The sequence below is a fragment of the Mumia sp. zg.B53 genome (assembly GCF_019550935.1).
In the GTDB taxonomy this organism is placed as follows: domain Bacteria; phylum Actinomycetota; class Actinomycetes; order Propionibacteriales; family Nocardioidaceae; genus Mumia.
In genome coordinates this window covers 65,751-84,343 of the sequence record NZ_JAHWCK010000003.1, presented here as the reverse complement: position 1 = coordinate 84,343, position 18,593 = coordinate 65,751, and the positions used below count along the sequence as shown (strand labels likewise).

The window sequence follows — 18,593 nt, the reverse complement described above, 5'->3', positions numbered from 1 at the left end:
GAGCTCGGAGAGAGCGTCACCGAAGGCACCGTCACCCGGTGGCTGAAGCAGGTCGGCGACGAGGTCGCCGTCGACGAGCCGCTCCTCGAGGTCTCCACCGACAAGGTCGACACCGAGATCCCCTCCCCCGTCGCCGGGACGCTCCTGGAGATCTCCGCCGGCGAGGACGAGACCGTCGAGGTCGGCGCCGTCCTCGCGACCATCGGTGAGAACGGCGAGTCCACCGGCGACGCCGCTCCGGCCGCCGAGGAGTCGCAGGCAGACGAGCAGCAGCCTGCCCAGACCCAGTCCGCCGATGACGAGGCTCCCGAGGAGGATCCGGGCGAGGCGAGTGCCCCACCGGCCGACGACACCACACCCGCCGCGGCCGCCGAGGAGGGTGACGACTCGGCTCCGGCGCAGGCCGAGCCCGCTGCCTCGTCCGGTGACTCCGGCGGCTCGGGTGACTCGGGCGGCTCGGGCGACGCGACGCCGGTGACCCTGCCGGAGCTCGGAGAGAGCGTCACCGAAGGCACCGTCACCCGGTGGCTGAAGCAGGTCGGCGACGAGGTCGCCGTCGACGAGCCGCTCCTCGAGGTCTCCACCGACAAGGTCGACACCGAGATCCCCTCCCCCGTCGCCGGGACGCTCCTGGAGATCTCCGCCGGCGAGGACGAGACCGTCGAGGTCGGCGGTCAGCTCGCCCTCATCGGGTCCGGTGACGCCGGTGGATCGTCAGCGCCCGCCGAGGCGCCGGCCGCACCCGCGGAGCCGCAGCAGGAGGAGCCTGCGCAGCAGGAGCAGCCTGCCGAGGAGCCGCAGCAGAAGACCGAGCAGCCGGCGACGGAGCAGACGCCTCAGGAGGAGCCGACCGAGGCTCCGAAGGCGCAGACCGAGTCGGACCAGCCCTCCGAGCCGTCCTCGGCACGGAGCCAGGAGCCCTCTGCCGAGACGCAGACGCCCGAGACGCAGACGGCCGGGACGGCACCGAGCGCGGTCAAGCCGGACGGGCGCCAGTACGTGACGCCGATCGTCCGCAAGCTGGCCGAGCGCGAGGGCGTCTCTCTCGACGACGTGTCCGGCACCGGCGTCGGCGGCCGTATCCGCAAGCAGGACGTCCTCGACGCCGCCGAGAAGGCACGTCAGGCCGCGGCTGCCGCCGCGACGCCTGCCGCTCCCGCCGCGGGCTCGACCGGACCCGACACGTCGGGCCTGGCCGGCACGGTCAAGAAGGCCAACCGGATCCGTCAGCTGACCGCCATCAAGACCAAGGAATCGCTCCAGGTCGCGGCCCAGCTGACCCAGGTCCACGAGGTCGACCTCACTCGCATCGCCGCCCTGCGCGCGAAGCACAAGGCGGCCTTCCTCGACCGCGAGGGCGTCAAGCTGACCTACCTGCCGTTCATCGCCAAGGCGACGGTCGAGGCCTTGAAGGCCCACCCGAACGTCAACGCGTCGTACGACGAGGAGTCGAAGGAGATCACCTACCACGCGTCGATCAACCTCGGCATCGCCGTCGACACCGAGCGTGGCCTGCTCTCGATCGTCGTCCACGACGCCGGCGACCTGAGCCTCGCCGGCCTCGCCCAGCGGATCAACGACCTCGCCACCCGCGCTCGCAGCGGTGACATCAAGCCGAACGAGCTCTCCGGCGGGACGTTCACGATCACCAACATCGGCAGCTTCGGCGGACTGTTCGACACGCCGATCCTGGTTCAGCCTCAGGCGGCGATGCTGGCGACCGGCGCCGTGGTGAAGCGCCCCGTCGTGGTCGCCGACGCCGACGGCAACGACACGATCGCGATCCGGTCGATGGCCTACCTGCCGATGACGTACGACCACCGTCTCGTCGACGGTGCCGACGCCGGACGCTTCCTGACCACGGTCAAGAAGCGCCTGGAGGAGGGCGCCTTCGAGGCCGAGCTCGGCTGACCATCGGCGCGACGACACAGCAGGACAGAAGCGCGTGCCCCGGACAGGATGGGGGCATGCGCTTCTGTCTTGCCGGCGCGTCCGGCTTCCTCGGTACGGCGCTCGGCGCGCACCTGCGCGAAGAGGGGCACGAGGTGGTCCGGCTGGTGCGGAGACCGGCACGTGGCCCGTTCGAGGCGAGCTGGGACCCCGACTCCGGTGATCTCGACCAGTCTGTGATCGATGGCGCCGACGTGGTCGTCAGCCTCTCCGGCGCTCCCATCGCGCACTGGCCGTGGACCTCCTCGTACCGGCGTGAGCTGGTCGACTCGCGAGTGAGCACGACGACCACGATCGCCACGGCGGTCGCTCGAGCGCCTCGCCCTCCCGTCCTGCTCTCCGGCAGCGGCATCAACGCGTACGGGGAGGACCGTGCTGACACGCTCCTCGTCGAGGGCACGCCGCGAGGACCGGGCTTCCTCGCCGACGTGGTCGAGGCGTGGGAGGCCGCAGCCGCTCCGGCGGTCGATGCCGGCGCACGGGTGTGCTTCCTTCGTACGGCGCCCGTCCTCGACGGGTCCGGCGGGTTGCTCAAGGTCATCTCGCTGCCGTTCCGCCTCGGCGTGGGCGGCCGACTGGGGTCGGGCGAGCAGTACTTTCCGGTGATCAGCCTGCGCGACTGGGTGGGCGCGGTGTCATTCCTCGCCGAGGACGAGGACGCCTCCGGGCCCTACAACCTCGTCGCCCCCGAGCCGTCGACCAACGCGGAGTTCACGAAGGCACTCGCCGGTGCGCTCCACCGGCCGTCGTTGCTGCCCGTGCCGTCACCGGCGATGCGTGTCGCGCTCGGCGGACTGTCGGCGCTCGCTCTCGGCTCGCTGCGCGCGGCCCCGCGCCGACTCGAGGAGGACGGCTACGCCTTCGCCGACCACGACATCGGTGAGGTCGTCGCGACGGCGCTCGGCTCGACGTAGGGCTAGCGCCGGACTCCGCGACACGGACGACACCGACGTCAGCCGGCCAGCCGGTGGACCGTCGCGATGCGCCAGCCCACCGACGTCCGTACGAGCACGATGCGGCGGTCGGTCGCGCCGTCCCTCGGCAAGGGACGCCAGGAGCCGCCCGGGCGACGCACTCGGACCGGCTCGAGCCGGTCCACCACCCGGAGCACGGCTCGCGTCCCGGTCGCGCTCTCCACCCCGAAGCCCAGCACCTCGAACCGGACGTCGTCGATCTCGAGCCCTCGCGCGGCGTAGTCCCGTACGAGACGCTCGTCGTCGGCCCGCTGCGCGCTGCCGGGCGCGTACACGTCGTCGAGCAGGCTCGGGTCAGCGCGAACGAACGCGGCCGACCGGCCGTCGTCGAGCACCGCCAGGCGATCCATCCACGTGACACTCTGCGCGACGGGCCCCGCGATCGCCATCGCCGCGCACATCATGCTGACCGGATCCATCGCGCCAGCATTCCGCACTCGGCCCCGTCCCCGCGGCGCTCGTCCACAGGGCGTGCGGTGACCGCTCGAAGCAGTGCACGACCCGCGTTAGGGTGAGGTCGTGAGCGCGCTGGAGGTCCGCAGGATCGGGCTCGGGTCCGACGAGACCGACTACGAGGAGATGTGGGCGCTGCAGCGTGAGCTGCACGCAGCGCGCGTCGCCGACCGGCGCAGTGACGTCGTCCTGTTCCTTGAGCACTCCCCCGTCTTCACCGCCGGCAAGCGCACCGAGGGCTGGGAGCGGCCTCGCGACGGCAGCAAGGTCGTCGACATCGACCGTGGCGGCAACATCACCTTCCACGGCCCCGGGCAGCTGGTCGGATACCCGATCGTCAAGCTCCCCCCGCACGTCCTCGTCGTCGACTACGTCCGGCGGGTCGAGGAGGCGATGATCCGGACCGTCGCCGATCTGGGTGTGACCTGCGGACGGGTCGAGGGGCGCTCCGGCGTCTGGGTCGCGGCCGACGACCGCGGCCCCGAGCGCAAGCTCGGCCAGATCGGCATCCGCGTCGCGGGTGGCGTCACGATGCACGGTCTGGCTCTCAACGCGTGCGTCGACATGGACTGGTTCGCCAAGATCGTCCCGTGCGGCATCGCCGACGCGGGCGTCACCTCGCTCAGCCTCGAGCTCGACCGTACGGTCAGCACCATCGAGGTCGCGGACGCCCTCGAGCCCCACCTGCGTGATCTGCTCGCCTGGGAGCCGTACGCGGCCAGCCCTGATCTCGCGCACGCGGCTCCGGCTGCCACCGTCTCGTACGGCCTCTCTCCGCAGCTGTGACGGCCCTCCCCGTGTGATCACCCGCAGGCACGTAGGGTGAAGGACGTGACGATCGCACCCGAAGGACGCAAGCTGCTCCGTCTCGAGGCCCGCAACGCCGAGACACCGATCGAGAAGAAGCCCGAGTGGATCAAGACCCGGGCCAAGACGGGTCCGGAATACACCGAGCTCAAAAAGCTCGTGAAGTCCGAAGGCCTTCACACCGTCTGCCAGGAGGCGGGCTGCCCCAACATCTACGAGTGCTGGGAAGACCGCGAGGCCACCTTCCTCATCGGGGGTGAGCAGTGCACCCGGCGCTGCGACTTCTGCCAGATCGACACCGGCAAGCCCGAGGCTCTCGACCGTGACGAGCCCCGCCGGGTCGCCGAGAGCGTCCGGACAATGGGCCTCCGTTACGCCACGATCACAGGGGTCGCCCGCGACGACCTGCCCGACGGCGGCGCCTGGCTGTACGCCGAGACCGTCCGCAAGATCCACGAGCTCAACCCGGACACCGGCGTCGAGAACCTGATCCCGGACTTCAACGGCAAGCCGGATCTGCTCGAGGAGGTCTTCTCCTCGCGTCCGGAGGTGCTCGCCCACAACGTGGAGACGGTCCCGCGGATCTTCAAGCGCATCCGGCCGGCGTTCCGCTACGAGCGGTCGCTGGACGTGATCACGCAGGCCCGCGCGTACGGGCTGGTCACGAAGTCCAACCTGATCCTCGGGATGGGCGAGACCCGCGAGGAGATCTCGCAGGCGATGCACGACCTGCACGACGCAGGCTGCGAGCTGCTCACCATCACGCAGTACCTCCGTCCTTCGGTCCGCCACCACCCGGTGGAGCGGTGGGTCAAGCCGGAGGAGTTCGTGGAGCTCGGCTCCGAGGCCGAGGAGATCGGTTTCGCGGGCGTCCTGTCCGGTCCCCTGGTCCGCTCCTCGTACCGCGCCGGACGGCTCTACAAGCAGGCGATCGAGGCGCGCACGACCGCGACGGCCTGAGGCCCCAGGGCGGTCGGCGACCGCGTACCCTGGGAGGCATGTCCACACCTGACTCGCCGCCGCAGGGTCGCCTCGCGCAGATCCGGTCCGCCTACACGATCACCAAGCGCTCCGACAAGACGATCGGTCTCAGGCTCCTCGCCTGGTTCCTGGTCGTCGGTGGTGCCGTGTTCGCGCTCGGCTGGTTCCTCGGTGGCAAGGGCAGCCTCCTCGGCATCATCCTGGTCTCTCTGCTCTCGGTGCTGACCGGTGTGCTCGCCGCGCTCATCGTCTTCGGGCGACGCGCGGAGAAGGCGGCCTACGCGCAGGTGGAGGGCCAGGTCGGCGCCGCCGCCGGTGCGCTCGGGATGCTCAAGCGCGGCTGGAAGGTCGACCAGGCCGTGGCCTTCACCAAGAGCCAGGACGTCGTGCACCGCGTCGTCGGTCCGCCGGGGATCGTGCTCGTCGGCGAGGGCAACCCCAACCGCGTCCGCAACCTGCTTGCCGTCGAGCGCAAGAAGACGGTCCGCATCGTCGGCGAGGAGGTCCCGGTGACGACGGTCGTCGTCGGCCGCGACACCGACAAGGGCGAGGTTCCGCTCCCCAAGCTGGTCACCTCGATCCGCAAGTCCAAGCGCGCCCTGAAGCCGGCCCAGATCACCCCGGTGCTCAACAAGCTCAAGGCGCTCGACGCGATGCGGCCGCAGGCGCCCCTTCCCCGCGGCCCGATCCCGACCAGCGGCAAGGGCGCCCGTCGGATGATGCAGGGCCGCTGACCTAGCCGGCAGGCGGCGTGCTCCGCGGCCGGATGTAGGTGATCACGGAGCGGGCGACCACGTCGTGGAGGCCGCGGCCCTCCTTGTTCTGGAGCAGCGGCGGCACCAGCAGGCAGATCATGCCGGTACGGACGAATGCCCGCAGACCGATCGGACGTCCGTCCGGCCCGACGACGCAGATGCCGACGATCCGCTTGCCGATCGAGAAGCCGAGCGTCGCATCGAGCAGCGAGACCTGCAGCCAGAACGCCAGCAGAGTCCACCAGCCGCTCAGGGAGCCGGCGCCGAACGCCGGTGAGCTGGTCACCAGCGCCGCCGTGAACAGGGCGACGAACCAGTCGATCAGCAGGGCGACGACGCGGCGGCCGAACCCGGCGACCTCCGGCACCGACAGGGTGGGGATGCTCGTGGACACGTCGACAACCCTACGTGGGGGTCCCGAGCGACCTGGTCGTCGCGTCGTACGTCTGGGGGCGCGTTCGCGGCCGTGATCCGCACTTCGTAACATGGCGGAAACATTCGGGTCATGGATGGGTAACTGGCTCTGCTTACGTTCGTGGAACACAGCGACGTGCCCCAGTTCGCCCCCCGCACACGACGGCCGGCCTGATCGTGCCCCGGCCGAGGAGGCTTCATGTTCTCAAACCGCGACGAGCTCTTGGCCTACATCAGGGACGAGGGCGTCAAGTTCGTCGATGTCCGTTTCACCGACCTTCCCGGCATCCAGCAGCACTTCACGGTGCCCGTGTCGTCGTTCGACGAGTCGGTGTTCGAGGACGGGCTGATGTTCGACGGCTCCTCGGTGCGCGGCTTCCAGGCGATCCACGAGTCCGACATGGCGCTCTTCCCGGACCCGGCGACCGCCTACATCGACCCGTTCCGCCCCGAGAAGACCCTCGCGCTCGAGTTCTTCGTCCACGACCCGCTGACCGGCGAGGCGTACTCGCGCGACCCGCGCAACATCGCCCGCAAGGCTGAGGCCTACCTCGCGAGCACCGGCATCGGCGACACGGCGTTCTTCGCCCCCGAGGCCGAGTTCTACGTCTTCGACAAGGCGCGCTTCGAGACGTCGGCCAACCGTGGCTTCTACGAGATCGACTCCATCGCCGGCGCCTGGAACACCGGCGCCGAGGAGGAGGCTCGCGGCTACAAGGTGCGCTACAAGGGCGGCTACTTCCCCGTCTCACCCACCGACCACTTCGCAGACCTGCGCAACGACATGGTCCTCCACCTCGAGGACGCCGGCCTGCAGGTCGAGCGCGCGCACCACGAGGTCGGCACGGCCGGTCAGGCGGAGATCAACTACCGCTTCGACACGCTGCTCAAGGCGGCCGACGATGTGATGAAGTTCAAGTACATCATCCGCAACACCGCCTGGGCCGCCGGCAAGACGGCGACCTTCATGCCGAAGCCCATCTTCGGCGACAACGGCTCGGGCATGCACTGCCACCAGTCGATCTGGAAGGACGGCGAGCCGCTCTTCTACGACGAGGCGGGCTACGGCGGCCTCTCGGAGATGGCGCGTTACTACATCGGCGGCATCCTGAAGCACGCGCCGTCGCTGCTCGCGTTCACCAACCCGACGGTGAACTCGTACCACCGTCTGGTGCCGGGCTTCGAGGCGCCGATCGCCCTCGTCTACAGCTCGCGCAACCGCTCGGCGTGCGTGCGCATCCCGATCACGGGCTCGAACCCGAAGGCCAAGCGCATCGAGTTCCGCTGCCCCGACCCGTCGGCGAACCCGTACCTCGCGTTCTCCGCCCTGCTGCTCGCCGGCATCGACGGCATCAAGAACAAGATCGAGCCGCCGGAGCCGATCGACAAGAACATCTACGAGCTGCCGCCGGACGAGTACAACCAGATCGAGTCGGTGCCGACCTCGCTCGACGCCGTGCTCGACTCGCTCGAGGCCGACCACGAGTTCCTCACCCAGGGCGACGTCTTCACGCCGGACCTGATCGAGACGTGGATCGAGTACAAGCGCGAGAACGAGATCCTGCCGATCCAGCAGCGTCCGCACCCGCACGAGTTCGAGCTCTACTACGACATCTGATCCGCGTGGCTGACGGCCGCCTGACAGGTGCCTGAAACGGCCCCTGACCTGTGAAGACGCCCTCCCACGTCTTCCAGCGTCAGGGGCCGTTCTTCGTGGATCTGCTGCCCTGCCGTGAGCCCCGGACGCCGGGGCCTGCAGCTCCCGCGTGACTCAGCGGGAGATCACGACCTTCAGCGCCTTGGTCTCCGCGGCGCGGCCGAAGGTGTCGTAGGCGTCCATCATCTCGTCGAGCTTGAAGTGATGGGTCGCGAACTTCTCGGCCGCCAGCTTGTGCTGGGCGACCAGCTTCAGCAGCATCGGCGTGGTCGAGGTGCTGACCAGGCCCATCGTGATCGCGATGTCCATGATCCACAGGTCCTGCAGCTGCAGCTCCACCGGCGCTCCGTGCACGCCCACGTTGGCGATGGTTCCACCGGGCCGGATGATCGTGGTGCAGGCGTCGAACGTCGCCGGGATGCCCACGGCCTCGATCGCCACGTCCACGCCAAGCCCGTCCGTCATCGCGAGCACCTGCTCTCGCCAGTCGGGGTCGCCGCTGTTGACGACGTCGGTCGCCCCGAAGCTCAGCGCCTGCTGCAGCCGGTTGGCGTCGAGATCCAGCGCGATGATCCGGGCCGCGCCGTACAGGGTGGCGGTCATCATCGCGGCCAGGCCGATCGGCCCGGAGCCGACCACGGCGACCACGTCGCCAGGCTTCACCTTGCCGTACCTGACGCCGATCTCGAACGAGGTCGGGAGGATGTCGGACAACATGACTGCGGCCTCGTCGCTGACGCCGTCGGGCAGCTTGTAGACGGAGTTGTCCGCGAACGGCACACGGACCAGCTCCGCCTGGGTGCCGTCGATGAGGTGACCGAAGATCCAGCCGATGCCGCTGGCGCCCTCGTCGGCCAGACAGTGCGCGTAGAGGCCCTGGTGACAGTACGAGCAGGCGCCGCAGGCGCTGATGCACGAGAGCAGCACCCGGTCGCCGACGGCCACCGTGGAGACCGCGGAGCCCACCTCGGTGACGGTGCCGATCCCCTCGTGACCGAGGATCCGGCCCTCCGTGACCGCCGGCACGTCGCCCTTGAGGATGTGCAGGTCCGTGCCGCAGATCGTGGTCGTATCGATCCGCACGATGACGTCGGTCGGTTGCTGGATCCGCGGATCGGGAACGTCCTCCCAAGCCTTGCTGCCGGGGCCGTGGTAGACCAGTGCCTTCATTTCTCCCCCTGAGATGTGTCGGTCGCCTGGTGCGGCCGCGAGTTCCGGGTCCACTGGTGCCGTCACCAGCGTCACAACAAACCTCGGTCTCTAGCCCACTATCTCCCCGGAAGCGGATACCTGCCCTGTCACACGCGTCGAGGCCTTCGCGGCGATGCCTGTCTAGGTGGACGCGCTCGGTGACCCGGGGGAACCGTCGAGGTAGCGCAGGACGGCCGCCACCCGCCGGTCGGTGTGGTCGTCCGGAGCCAGGTCCAGCTTCATGAAGATGTTGCGGATGTGCTTGTGCACCGCGTTGTCGGTGATGTGCAGGCGCTCGCTGATGGCCGCGTTGCCCAGTCCCTCGGCCATCACCGAGAGCACCTCACGCTCACGCGCTGTCAGCCGCTCGAGCGGGTCGCCGGAACGCTTCTGGGCGAACAGCTGGGCGACCACCTCCGGGTCGATCGCCGTACCGCCGTCGGCCACCCGCTGCAGGGCCTCGACGAACGCCTCCACCCGACCCACCCGCTCCTTGAGCAGGTAGCCCACCCGCTCCGTGCCGTCGGCCAGGAGGTCGGTGGCAAAGCTCTGCTCGACGTACGCCGAGAGGACCAGGACCGCCAGCTCGGGATGGGCACGCCGTGCTGCGACGGCGGCCTTGATCCCTTCGTCGGTGTGGGTCGGCGGCATCCGCACGTCGACGACCGCGAGGTCGGGCCGATGGTCGGCGACCGCGGCCAGGAAGGAGTCCGGGTCACCGGTGGCGGCGACGACGTCGAAACCCTCCCCGCGCAGCACCAGACTCAGCCCTTCCCGCAGCAGGGTGTCGTCCTCGGCGATCACGATCCGCACGGCAGCTCCACCCCTACCTCCGTCGGTCCCCCAGGTGGACTGGTCACCCAGGCTCGGCCGTCGAGCGCCTCGACCCGGCGGATGATGCCGGCCAGACCCGTACCGTCGGCCGGGTCCGCGCTCCCGCGCCCGTCATCGCTGACCCGCACGTGCAGCCGGCCGGCGTCGAGGCGCACCTCGACCTCGGCCCGATCTGCCCGGCTGTGCTTGGACACGTTGGTCAACGCCTCGGCGACCACGAAGTAGGCGGTCGCCTCGACGCTGGCCGGGCAGCGCACCGGGACGTCGATGGTCACCGTGCAGGGCACCGCACAGTCGGCGGCAAGCGCGTTGACGGCTCCCGCGAGGCCGCGGTTCTCCAGCACCGGCGGCAGGATCGAGCGGACGACGGCTCGCAGCTCGGCGAGTGCGTCCTCCGTGGTGTCCTGAGCACGCGCGAGGATCTCCTCGGCCCGGACGGGATCGCGCGGCACCTCGCGGCGCGCGGCGCCGATCAGCACGGCCACTCCGACCACCCGGTTCTGCGCCCCGTCGTGCAGAGCGCGCTCGATGCGGCGCAGCTCAACCGTGTGAGCGTCGAGGGCCGCGGCCCGCGTCGCGGTCAGCTGGGCCACCCGCGCCGAGAGATCGGTGCCCGGCGGCGGACCGAGCAGGCGCAGGCCGGGCTCCGCCTGCCACCGGAGCAGACGAGGCGCCCCGACGAACCAGAGCGCGAAGGCGATGACCGCGATCAGGGGCCCGAGGAGCGCACGGCTGTCGCTGCTCGCCGGCAGCAGCCCGTTCAGCAGCTCCTGCTCCCCCACGCCCACGTACTGCCACCACAGCGGGTACGCGAGGTCGTGCACGGTGATCAGCAAGAGCTGCACGACCACCGCGCCAAGGAAGACCCCGAACGTCCCGTGGATCACCAGCCAGCCGAGCTCCCGTCTCGTGGCCGGGTCAGCGGCCTGCTCCTCGGGGGACCCGCTCGGGCTGAGCGGCTCGTCGACGACGTAGCCCAGCCGTCGCAGACGCTCACGTTCGAGATCGCTCAACCAGCGCAGCCACGCGAGGGAGGGCAGGACTAGGCGCCGACCCACGCGCAGGAACCACAGGACGGCGACCACGATCCCGAACGGCAGGCTGGCCGCAGCGAGGAGCCCGATGCCCGCGCCGTAGGCGGTATAGCCGGTGCTGTGCACCGCATCGCGCAGCCGGCCGCGGAGGCTCCGCCCGGGGCCCGTCGCCTGTTCACTGTCCATCGGCCGTCACGCTACCCTCCGGCGCACCAGAGGTCGGTACAGCGGGCTGTACCGTCGGTTGACCAGGTGGCTGGATGGGCCTGGCGGCCCGCCGTTCCTACCGTCGAGACATGAGCTTTCACACTCCCTCGATCCACGCGCTGGAGCTGCGCGACGTCACCAAGACGTACGGCCCCGTGCACGCCCTCGACCGGGTCAGCCTGCAGGTCCCGCGAGGCAGCTTCCTCGCCGTGATGGGCCCGTCCGGCTCCGGCAAGTCGACGTTGCTGCAGTGCGCAGCCGGTCTGGACACGCCGACCTCGGGCCAGGTCGTCATCGGCGGTCGCGAGATCTCCGGGCTGAACGAGACCGAGCGCACGCTCCTCCGCCGCGGGGCGGTCGGGTTCGTCTTCCAGTCGTACAACCTGCTGCCCTCCTTGAGTGTGGAGGAGAACATCCGCCTCCCGCTGCGAGTCGCCGGAACCGACGGCGACGACGGATGGCTGGCCGAGGTGATCGATCGCATCGGCCTGCGACCGTTCCTGCGACGCCGTCCCGCCGAGCTGTCGGGTGGGCAGCAGCAGCGCGTCGCGATCGCGCGCTCCTTGGCGGCTCGCCCCGAGGTGGTCTTCGCCGACGAGCCGACCGGCGCCCTGGACGCTCGTACGGCGAGCGAGGTGCTCGGCCTGCTGCGTGACCTCGTCGACGACGTCGGTCAGACGGTGGTGATGGTGACCCACGATCCCCTTGCCGCGCACCGCGCCCACGCCACGGTGGTGATGGACGAGGGTCGCATCCAGGACTACCTGGTGGACCCCACGCCGGAGATGCTCGCCGGAACCCTGGTCGGAGCCCGATGATGCCCGCCTCCACCCGACTCCCGGCCCGCGCGCTCGCACGGGGGCACCTCGGCGCCCTGCTCGCCGTCGCGTTCGCCATCTTCGGCGGAACCGCGCTCATCTCGGCCGGCGCCGTGCTCACCGAGACGAGCCTCAGTGCGCAGGCACCGCCTGAGCGCCTCGCCGGCGCCGCGGTGCTGGTCTCGGCCCCCCAGCAGGTCGAGGTCGTCGAGGACTTCGACGTACGGCTGACCGAACGCGCCCCCGTTCCCACCGCCCTCGCCGGCCGGATCGCCGACGTCCCGGGGGTAGCAGCCGCGGCCGCCGACGTGACGTTCCCGGTCTCGCTCACCGCTCCCGGCAGCGACCGCACCGTGACCGACGACGCCCACAGCTGGGCGGTTGCCGCCCTGGGCGATCCGGCACTCCGTGGGACCGCTCCGCGCACGACCGGCGACGTCGTGGTCAACGAAGAGGCCGCCGAGTCGGCCGGGCTCGCCGTCGGTGACCGTCTCGACCTGACCGTCGGCGACGCGCACCGGAGCGTACGAATCACCGGCATCGTCGACTCCCCCGGAGCCGTCCACCTGGCGCCGGTGGAGGCGGCGGCGTTGGCTCCTCTGCCCGACGGTGTCAGCGACCTCATCGCGGTCGGGTTGAGCGAGGACGCGGACACCGCCGAGGTCGCCGCCGACATCGAGGACGCCGTCGGCGGTGACTACACCGTGACGACAGGCGACGCCCGAGGCGCGGTGGAGTCGCTCGCGATCGGCAACGCCCGGGGCGAGCTGCTGGAGCTGGCCGCCTCGCTGGCCGGGATCCTTCTGCTGCTGGTCGGCTTCATCACCGCGGGCGCCCTGGCGATCTCGGTGGCCAACCAACGCCGCGAGCTCGCGTTGCTGCGTGCGGTGGGAGCGACCCCGCGCCAGATCAGGAGTCTGGTCGCCAGGCAGGCGAGCCTGGCAGCGCTGGTCGGGCTGGCGCCCGGTGTGGCACTCGGCTACGTCCTCGCCGGGTGGTTCTGCGACGAGCTGGCCCGGGCCGGCGTCGTCTCCACGGCGCTGCCGGTCGCGTACACGCCGATCGCCGGCCTCACCGTGGCCGCGCTGACCCTGCTGGTCGTCCAGTGCGCCGCCCGCCTCGCTGTCTGGCGGGCGTCGCGACGCCCGGCCACGGAGGCGATGGGAGACGCCCAGGTCGAGCCTCGCCGCCCGTCGCGGATCCGGACCGCGACCGGACTGACGCTCATCGCCGCGTCCCTTGCCCCGGCGTTCCTCGCCCTGGTGATACCCGGGGAGGAGGCCTTCTTGTCCGCGGTCAGCGGGACCCTGCTCGGCATCGTGGGGCTCGCCGTCGCCGGGCCGGCACTCGCGCGCACGATCACCGGCCGGCTGGCGCGGCGCAGCGACGGCCGAACCAGCGCAACCGGCTGGCTGGCGCTCAACAACACCCACGCCTATGCACTGCGGACCGCCGGGTCGGTGAGCGTGCTGGCCCTCGCGATCGGCCTCACGCTCACGCAGGTGTACGCCCAGTCGACCCTGGAGGACGTGACCCGCGCCGAGCAGTCGGCGGGCATGATCGCCGATATGCGGATCAGCGGTCCGCTCACGGCGGGCGACGTCACCACTCTCGCCGCGACCCCCGGGGTCGACGCCGCGGTGCCTCTCGTCTCGACCACCGTGCTGCGTACGAGCAGGACGCTCGGTGATGCGACGGCAGAGCGATACCCCGCGCTGGGCGTCGGACCCGAGGCACCACACGTGCTGGACCTCGACGTCGCTGCCGGTGACCTGGCTGATCTGCGCGGCGACAGCATCGCACTGGACGTCAACGCCGCACGACGATGGGGCGTCGGTGTGGGCGACCGGACAGAGCTGCGCCTCGGCAACGGCGTGGCCGTGAATCCCCTCGTCGTGGCCACGTATCGCCGAGGCTTCGGGTTCGGCGGCGTGATCGCCTCGACCGACCTGCTGACGTCCCACGGCCTGGCACGGTCGCTCGACACCGTGCTCGTCGACGGCGACAGCGCTGCCGTCACCGCGTGGGCCGAGGACCACCCCGCCCACGCGGTGGCCTCCGGGTCGTCCCTGAACGGGGCGTCGGACGTGGACCGCTGGATCAGCCTGATCGTCCTGGTGCCGATGCTCGGCTACGTGCTGGTCGCGGTCGGCAACAGCCTGCGCACCGCCACGGGACGACGACGTGAGGAGCTCGCCCTGCTCCGGATGGTCGGCGCCACACCACGGCAGATCAGGGCGATGGTGACCCGCGAGGCAGCGCTGATCTCGGCGTTGGCGATCACCGCGGGCCTGATCTTGTCGGTGCTCCCGATGTCCGTGCTCGCCCTGGGAGTGGTGGGCCGACCCTGGCCGCAGGGCCCACTGTGGCTGATCCCGGCGGTCAGCATCGTCGTGGCGCTCATCGCGACGGGCTCGATGCGTGCCGCCACGCGACGCATCCTGCAGCGACCGGTCATGGGGTGACGATGTTGCGAGACTCCGACCAGGCCTCGAAGCCACCGACGAGGTCGGCGACGTCGCGGAGCCCGAGCCGGGTGAGCGTGTACGCCGCCAGGCTCGACCCATACCCCTCGTTGCACACCAGCACGATGCGACGACCCGGATCGTCGTGGCCGACCAGCCGGTGCGGACTGGTCGGGTCGAGCCGCCACTCGAGGACGTTGCGGTCGATCACCACAGCGCCCGGCAGCGGGCCGTCGGTGCTTCGCTGCTCGCTCGGCCGGATGTCGACGACGAGTGCGCCAGCGGCCGCCTCTCGCTCGAGATCCGCGGGCTGCACCCGGTCGATGTGTCGGCGGCAGTCTGTCAGCAGCCGATCGACGGCAGAAACCTGAAGGTCGCTCACCAGACCATTCTCACCGCGGTGTCCATGGCGGCACCTCCTGTTCGTCAAGAGGCAAAGACGAGCAAGGAGACCACCATGTACATCTACATCCCGACGACGCCGGAGACCTACCCGGAGATGGTTCTCGACGAGGCACACCGCCGTGTCGCCCGCCTCGAGCGTGAGCGGGCGCGGCGTGCCGAGCGGCGCGCCCGCCGCCGGCGCCGACTCAAGTCGTTGCGGAGCTGGCGGCGCGCGGACTACGCTCCGCCGCAGGAGGATCGATGAAGTACCTCATGTTCATCTGTGGTGACGAGAACCTCGACCTCTCGCCGGAGGAGACCGCAGCGATCAACACCGCGACCGAAGCCTGGGTCCGAGAAGCGACCGAGCGCGGCGTACGCCTCGAGGGCAACCGTCTGGCCCGTACGGAGACGGCCACCAGCGTCCGTTCCCGTGACGGTGAGCTGCTCGTGACGGACGGACCCTTCGCCGAGACGAGGGAGCAGGTCGGCGGGTACGACGTGCTGGAGTGCGCCGATCTCGACGAGGCGCTCGAGGTCGCCGCCTCGCACCCGGTCGCGACGATCGGCACGATCGAGCTTCGGCCGTTCTGGGGCCCGTGACCGTCGACGCAGCCCTCACGCAGGCGTTCCGCTCGGGGTGGGCGCGGATCGTCGCGACGCTCATCCGGACCACCGGCGACTGGGACCTGGCCGAGGAGTGCACGCAGGACGCGTTCGCGCGGGCGACGGAGGTGTGGCCACGCGACGGGGTCCCCGACGCCCCCGTCGCCTGGCTCACCACGGTCGCACGCAACCGCGCGCTCGACCGCCTCCGCCGGGCGAAGACCGAGGCCAGGAAGCTGAAGGAGGTCGCGGCCGCGCCGGCAGTGGAGGAGGTCGCCGTCGACGACGACCTGCCCGACGACCGGCTGCGGCTCATGTTCACGTGCTGCCATCCGGCGCTCCCGATGGAAGGCCGCGTCGCGCTCACGCTGCGCACCGTCGCCGGCCTCACCACGGCCGAGATCGCGCGGATGTTCCTCGTCCCGGAGCCGACGATGGCCAAGCGGCTCGTCCGCGCCAAGCACAAGATCCGCGCGGCCGGCATCCCCTTCCGGGTCCCACCCCCTCACCTCCGGGCCGAACGACTCAGCGGTGTTCTCGCCGTGGTCTACCTCCTCTTCACCGAGGGCTATGCCGCGACTCGGGGTGACGACCTCCTACGGCGAGGTCTGTGCGAGGAGGCGATCCGGCTCAGCCGAGTGCTCGCCACCCTCATGCCGGACGAGTCGGAGGTGCTCGGACTGGCGGCGCTCCTCCTGCTCCAGGACTCCCGTCGCGACGCGCGGGTCGACGCCGACGGGCGGATCGTCACCCTCGAGGAGCAGGACCGGTCCCGGTGGGACGCCCGAGCGATCGGGGAAGGCCGTGCTCTCCTGGCGCGCACGCGCGCCGCCGGCCCGTACGTCCTCCAGGCCCGCATCGCGACGTGCCACGCTGCCGCGCCGACAGCCGCGAGCACCGACTGGAGACGGATCGCCGGCCTCTACGGGCAGCTTGCCGAGCTCACGCGGTCGCCCGTCGTCGCGCTCAACCGCGCCGTCGCGGTCGGCATGGCCGAGGGGCCGGAGGCCGGACTGACGCTGGTCGCTGAGCTGGAGGGGAGCGGCGCGCTGCAGGGCAACCACCTCCTGCCGGCCGTCAAGGCCGACCTGCTGCGCCGGCTCGGACGCGCCGACGAGGCTCGCACGTCGTACGAGGAGGCACACGCGCTCGCCCGCAACCAGCCCGAACGCGACCACCTCGCCCGAAGGACCGCGGAGCTCGGCACACCGACGTGAGAGCGACCGGCCGAGGCACGACGCGCGCGATGGGGCAGGCTGTGCCTCATGTACTTCGTCGGAGTCGACCTCGCGTGGGGTGAGCGCAAGCCGACGGGCCTCGCGGTCATCGACGCGACGGGGCACCTGGTGCACGTGTCCGCGGCACGGACGGACGACGAGATCACCGAGGCGTTGGAGCCGTACACCGCGGGTGACTGCCTCGTGGCGATCGACGCACCTCTCATCGTCACCAACGCCTCCGGCAACCGGCCCGCCGAGGCCGCGCTCAACCGGGACTTCGCGCGCTTCGACGCCGGCGCTCACCCGTCCAACACCGCCAAGCCCGAGTTCTCCGAGAAGCCCCGCGGTGCACGACTCGCGGCGCGACTCGGGGTGGACATGAACCCGCGCTCGGGGCGTGCTCGCCGGGCCATCGAGGTCTATCCGCACCCGGCGACGGTCGCCCTCTTCCGACTGGGTCGGACGCTGAAGTACAAGAACAAGCCCGGCCGCGACCTCGAGCAGCTCCGTACCGAGCTGATCGTGCTGCTCGGCCTCATCGAAGGGCTCAGCGCCGCCGACCCGCGTCTGGTCGTGGACACGGCCGAGGCCGGGGACACGTGGCGCGCCCTGCGCGAGGCCGGCGAGGCGGCCGAGCGCAAGAGCACGCTCCGCGTGGTGGAGGACCAGGTCGACGCGGTGCTGTGCGCGTACGTCGGTCTCTTCGCGACCCGGCGCCCGGACGAGACCACCACGTACGGGGACTTCGAGACGGGCTACATCGTCACCCCCAGCCTCCCCGAGGGGTTGAGCCCCGCGCCACGGGCGAAGCGGATCGTCGCGCCCACCACCCGCGATCCCCGGTCGGCCGTGCGCGAGTACGCCGAGCGGCAACCGCGGCTGCGGGCATCCGCTGCCGAGTTCGTGCGGCTGGTGACCTCGATCCTCGACGACGCCGGTATCAACTACCTGACGGTGACCGGGCGTGCGAAGTCAGTTGCCTCCTTCGCCGACAAGGCGACGCGTACGGCCGACGGGGAGCCCGTCTTCACCGACCCGCTCCGCGAGATCACCGACCAGATCGGGATCCGGGTCATCACCTACGTGCAGAGCGACGTCCAGGCCGTCGTCGACCTGTTGGACGACCAGGTCGTCGTCCACGACGACCGCGACATGGGGCGGGAGACGGCGAGCGAGGGCCGGTTCGGGTACGCGAGCCGACACCTGCTGATCAGCCTCGGGGCGGACGGTGACGCCCAGCACCCGGACCTCGCCGGGCTCCGTGCCCAGGTGCAGGTCAGGACGGTGCTGCAGCACGCGTGGGCGGAGTTCGAGCACGACATCCGCTACAAGGGCACCGTCCCCGACGAGCACGTCCCCGACCTCGACCGCCGATTCACCCTGGCGGCCGGCCTGCTGGAGCTGGCCGACCGCGAGTTCTCCACGATCCGGGAGCGCCTCCGCGGCTCGCTGACCGATCCCGGGCTCGACGAGGGCGGGGAGGACCCCCGCATCACGCCTCGCGACCTCGCCGCGTTCCTGGCCGACCGCTATCCCGACGCGGGCTGGTCACGGCCCGACCACTACGACTGGATCGCCGGGCTGGTGCTGGAGCTGGGGATCACCTCGCTCACCGAGCTGGGCGAGATCCTGCGCTCGGTCGACGTCGCCGCCGTCACCGAGCGGATGGCCTACCGCTACCCACCGGGCGCCGTGCGCAGGCTCGACGACGCCCTCCTGCAGGAGTACGGCGAGCAGTACATCGCGCTGCACGGGAACGCGCACCGCGTGCCGCTCCTGCGCGCGCGGCTCGCCAAGATGTCCGACGGCCCGTCCTCGGCGGGTGACTCCGACGGGTGACTCC

Annotated in this window: 18 protein-coding genes; 12 read left to right on the top strand and 6 right to left on the bottom strand. The window is 70.9% G+C overall.

From position 1 onward, the window contains the following. Window positions 1-1,911, top strand: a 1,911-nt coding sequence (gene sucB, locus KV102_RS14135) for a 2-oxoglutarate dehydrogenase, E2 component, dihydrolipoamide succinyltransferase (RefSeq protein ID WP_220346669.1), incomplete at its 5' end; no start/stop codon positions are given. Window positions 1,912-1,967: 56 nt separating this feature from the next. Then, window positions 1,968-2,864: a TIGR01777 family oxidoreductase gene (locus KV102_RS14130; RefSeq protein ID WP_220346668.1), complete on the top strand. Its 897-nt coding sequence runs from the start codon at window positions 1,968-1,970 to the stop codon at window positions 2,862-2,864. Between the two features lie 38 nt (window positions 2,865-2,902). On the opposite strand, the gene KV102_RS14125 is transcribed toward KV102_RS14130, so the two are convergent. After that, window positions 2,903-3,343: a hypothetical protein gene (locus KV102_RS14125; RefSeq protein WP_220346667.1), complete on the bottom strand. Its 441-nt coding sequence runs from the start codon at window positions 3,341-3,343 to the stop codon at window positions 2,903-2,905. Window positions 3,344-3,443: 100 nt separating this feature from the next. Here KV102_RS14125 and lipB point away from each other — a divergent pair, with 100 nt between their 5' ends. From lipB to KV102_RS14110, 3 genes are read left to right on the top strand one after another with little or no spacing between them, the layout of a single operon-like run. Beyond that, window positions 3,444-4,163, top strand: coding sequence for a lipoyl(octanoyl) transferase LipB (lipB, locus tag KV102_RS14120; RefSeq protein ID WP_220346666.1), 720 nt, complete (start codon window positions 3,444-3,446; stop codon window positions 4,161-4,163). 45 nt (window positions 4,164-4,208) lie between these two features. Then, window positions 4,209-5,144 carry a lipoyl synthase gene (gene lipA, locus KV102_RS14115; protein WP_220346665.1) on the top strand — a complete coding sequence of 312 codons (936 nt, stop codon included), beginning with the start codon at window positions 4,209-4,211 and terminating at the stop codon, window positions 5,142-5,144. 38 nt (window positions 5,145-5,182) lie between these two features. Beyond that, window positions 5,183-5,899: a DUF4191 domain-containing protein gene (locus KV102_RS14110; RefSeq protein ID WP_220344316.1), complete on the top strand. Its 717-nt coding sequence runs from the start codon at window positions 5,183-5,185 to the stop codon at window positions 5,897-5,899. 1 nt (window position 5,900) lies between these two features. Here the strand turns inward: KV102_RS14110 and KV102_RS14105 are convergent, their stop codons facing one another. Further along, window positions 5,901-6,314, bottom strand: a complete 414-nt coding sequence (locus KV102_RS14105; RefSeq protein ID WP_220346664.1) for an RDD family protein — start codon at window positions 6,312-6,314, stop codon at window positions 5,901-5,903. 219 nt (window positions 6,315-6,533) lie between these two features. Here KV102_RS14105 and glnA point away from each other — a divergent pair, with 219 nt between their 5' ends. Next, window positions 6,534-7,952, top strand: a complete 1,419-nt coding sequence (gene glnA, locus KV102_RS14100) for a type I glutamate--ammonia ligase (protein WP_220344314.1) — start codon at window positions 6,534-6,536, stop codon at window positions 7,950-7,952. A gap of 153 nt (window positions 7,953-8,105) precedes the next feature. Here the strand turns inward: glnA and KV102_RS14095 are convergent, their stop codons facing one another. The 3 genes from KV102_RS14095 to KV102_RS14085 form a co-directional block, all read right to left on the bottom strand. After that, window positions 8,106-9,161 carry a zinc-dependent alcohol dehydrogenase family protein gene (locus tag KV102_RS14095; protein WP_220346663.1) on the bottom strand — a complete coding sequence of 352 codons (1,056 nt, stop codon included), beginning with the start codon at window positions 9,159-9,161 and terminating at the stop codon, window positions 8,106-8,108. 162 nt (window positions 9,162-9,323) lie between these two features. Continuing rightward, window positions 9,324-9,995, bottom strand: a complete 672-nt coding sequence (locus KV102_RS14090) for a response regulator transcription factor (protein ID WP_220344312.1) — start codon at window positions 9,993-9,995, stop codon at window positions 9,324-9,326. Continuing rightward, window positions 9,983-11,236, bottom strand: coding sequence for a sensor histidine kinase (locus KV102_RS14085; RefSeq protein ID WP_220346662.1), 1,254 nt, complete (start codon window positions 11,234-11,236; stop codon window positions 9,983-9,985). The genes KV102_RS14090 and KV102_RS14085 overlap by 13 nt, the downstream gene beginning before the upstream one ends. 110 nt (window positions 11,237-11,346) lie before the next feature. On the opposite strand from KV102_RS14085, the gene KV102_RS14080 reads away from it, so the two are divergent. Both KV102_RS14080 and KV102_RS14075 read left to right on the top strand, forming a co-directional pair. Further along, on the top strand, window positions 11,347-12,075 hold the full coding sequence (locus KV102_RS14080; protein WP_220346661.1) for an ABC transporter ATP-binding protein: 729 nt from the start codon (window positions 11,347-11,349) through the stop codon (window positions 12,073-12,075). Then, window positions 12,075-14,540: an ABC transporter permease gene (locus tag KV102_RS14075; protein WP_220346660.1), complete on the top strand. Its 2,466-nt coding sequence runs from the start codon at window positions 12,075-12,077 to the stop codon at window positions 14,538-14,540. The genes KV102_RS14080 and KV102_RS14075 overlap by 1 nt, the downstream gene beginning before the upstream one ends. On the opposite strand, the gene KV102_RS14070 is transcribed toward KV102_RS14075, so the two are convergent. Further along, entirely contained in the window at window positions 14,530-14,922 is a 393-nt protein-coding gene (locus KV102_RS14070) for a rhodanese-like domain-containing protein (RefSeq protein WP_308290341.1), read from the bottom strand. The genes KV102_RS14075 and KV102_RS14070 overlap by 11 nt on opposite strands. 75 nt (window positions 14,923-14,997) lie before the next feature. On the opposite strand from KV102_RS14070, the gene KV102_RS14065 reads away from it, so the two are divergent. Genes KV102_RS14065 through KV102_RS14050 form a run of 4 tightly spaced genes read left to right on the top strand, consistent with a single transcriptional unit; the run spans window position 14,998 to window position 18,589 of the window. Beyond that, window positions 14,998-15,189 (top strand): hypothetical protein, encoded by a 192-nt coding sequence (locus KV102_RS14065; RefSeq protein WP_220344308.1) that lies wholly within the window; start codon window positions 14,998-15,000, stop codon window positions 15,187-15,189. After that, window positions 15,186-15,527, top strand: coding sequence for a YciI family protein (locus KV102_RS14060; protein ID WP_220344307.1), 342 nt, complete (start codon window positions 15,186-15,188; stop codon window positions 15,525-15,527). Before KV102_RS14065 ends, KV102_RS14060 begins: the two co-directional genes overlap by 4 nt. Continuing rightward, window positions 15,524-16,747 (top strand): sigma-70 family RNA polymerase sigma factor, encoded by a 1,224-nt coding sequence (locus KV102_RS14055; RefSeq protein WP_308290340.1) that lies wholly within the window; start codon window positions 15,524-15,526, stop codon window positions 16,745-16,747. The genes KV102_RS14060 and KV102_RS14055 overlap by 4 nt, the downstream gene beginning before the upstream one ends. Window positions 16,748-16,795: 48 nt before the next feature. Next, the gene (locus tag KV102_RS14050) at window positions 16,796-18,589 is read left to right on the top strand and encodes a DUF429 domain-containing protein (RefSeq protein ID WP_220346659.1); all 1,794 of its coding nucleotides are present in this window, start codon (window positions 16,796-16,798) and stop codon (window positions 18,587-18,589) included. The last annotated feature ends 4 nt before the right edge of the window (window positions 18,590-18,593 follow it).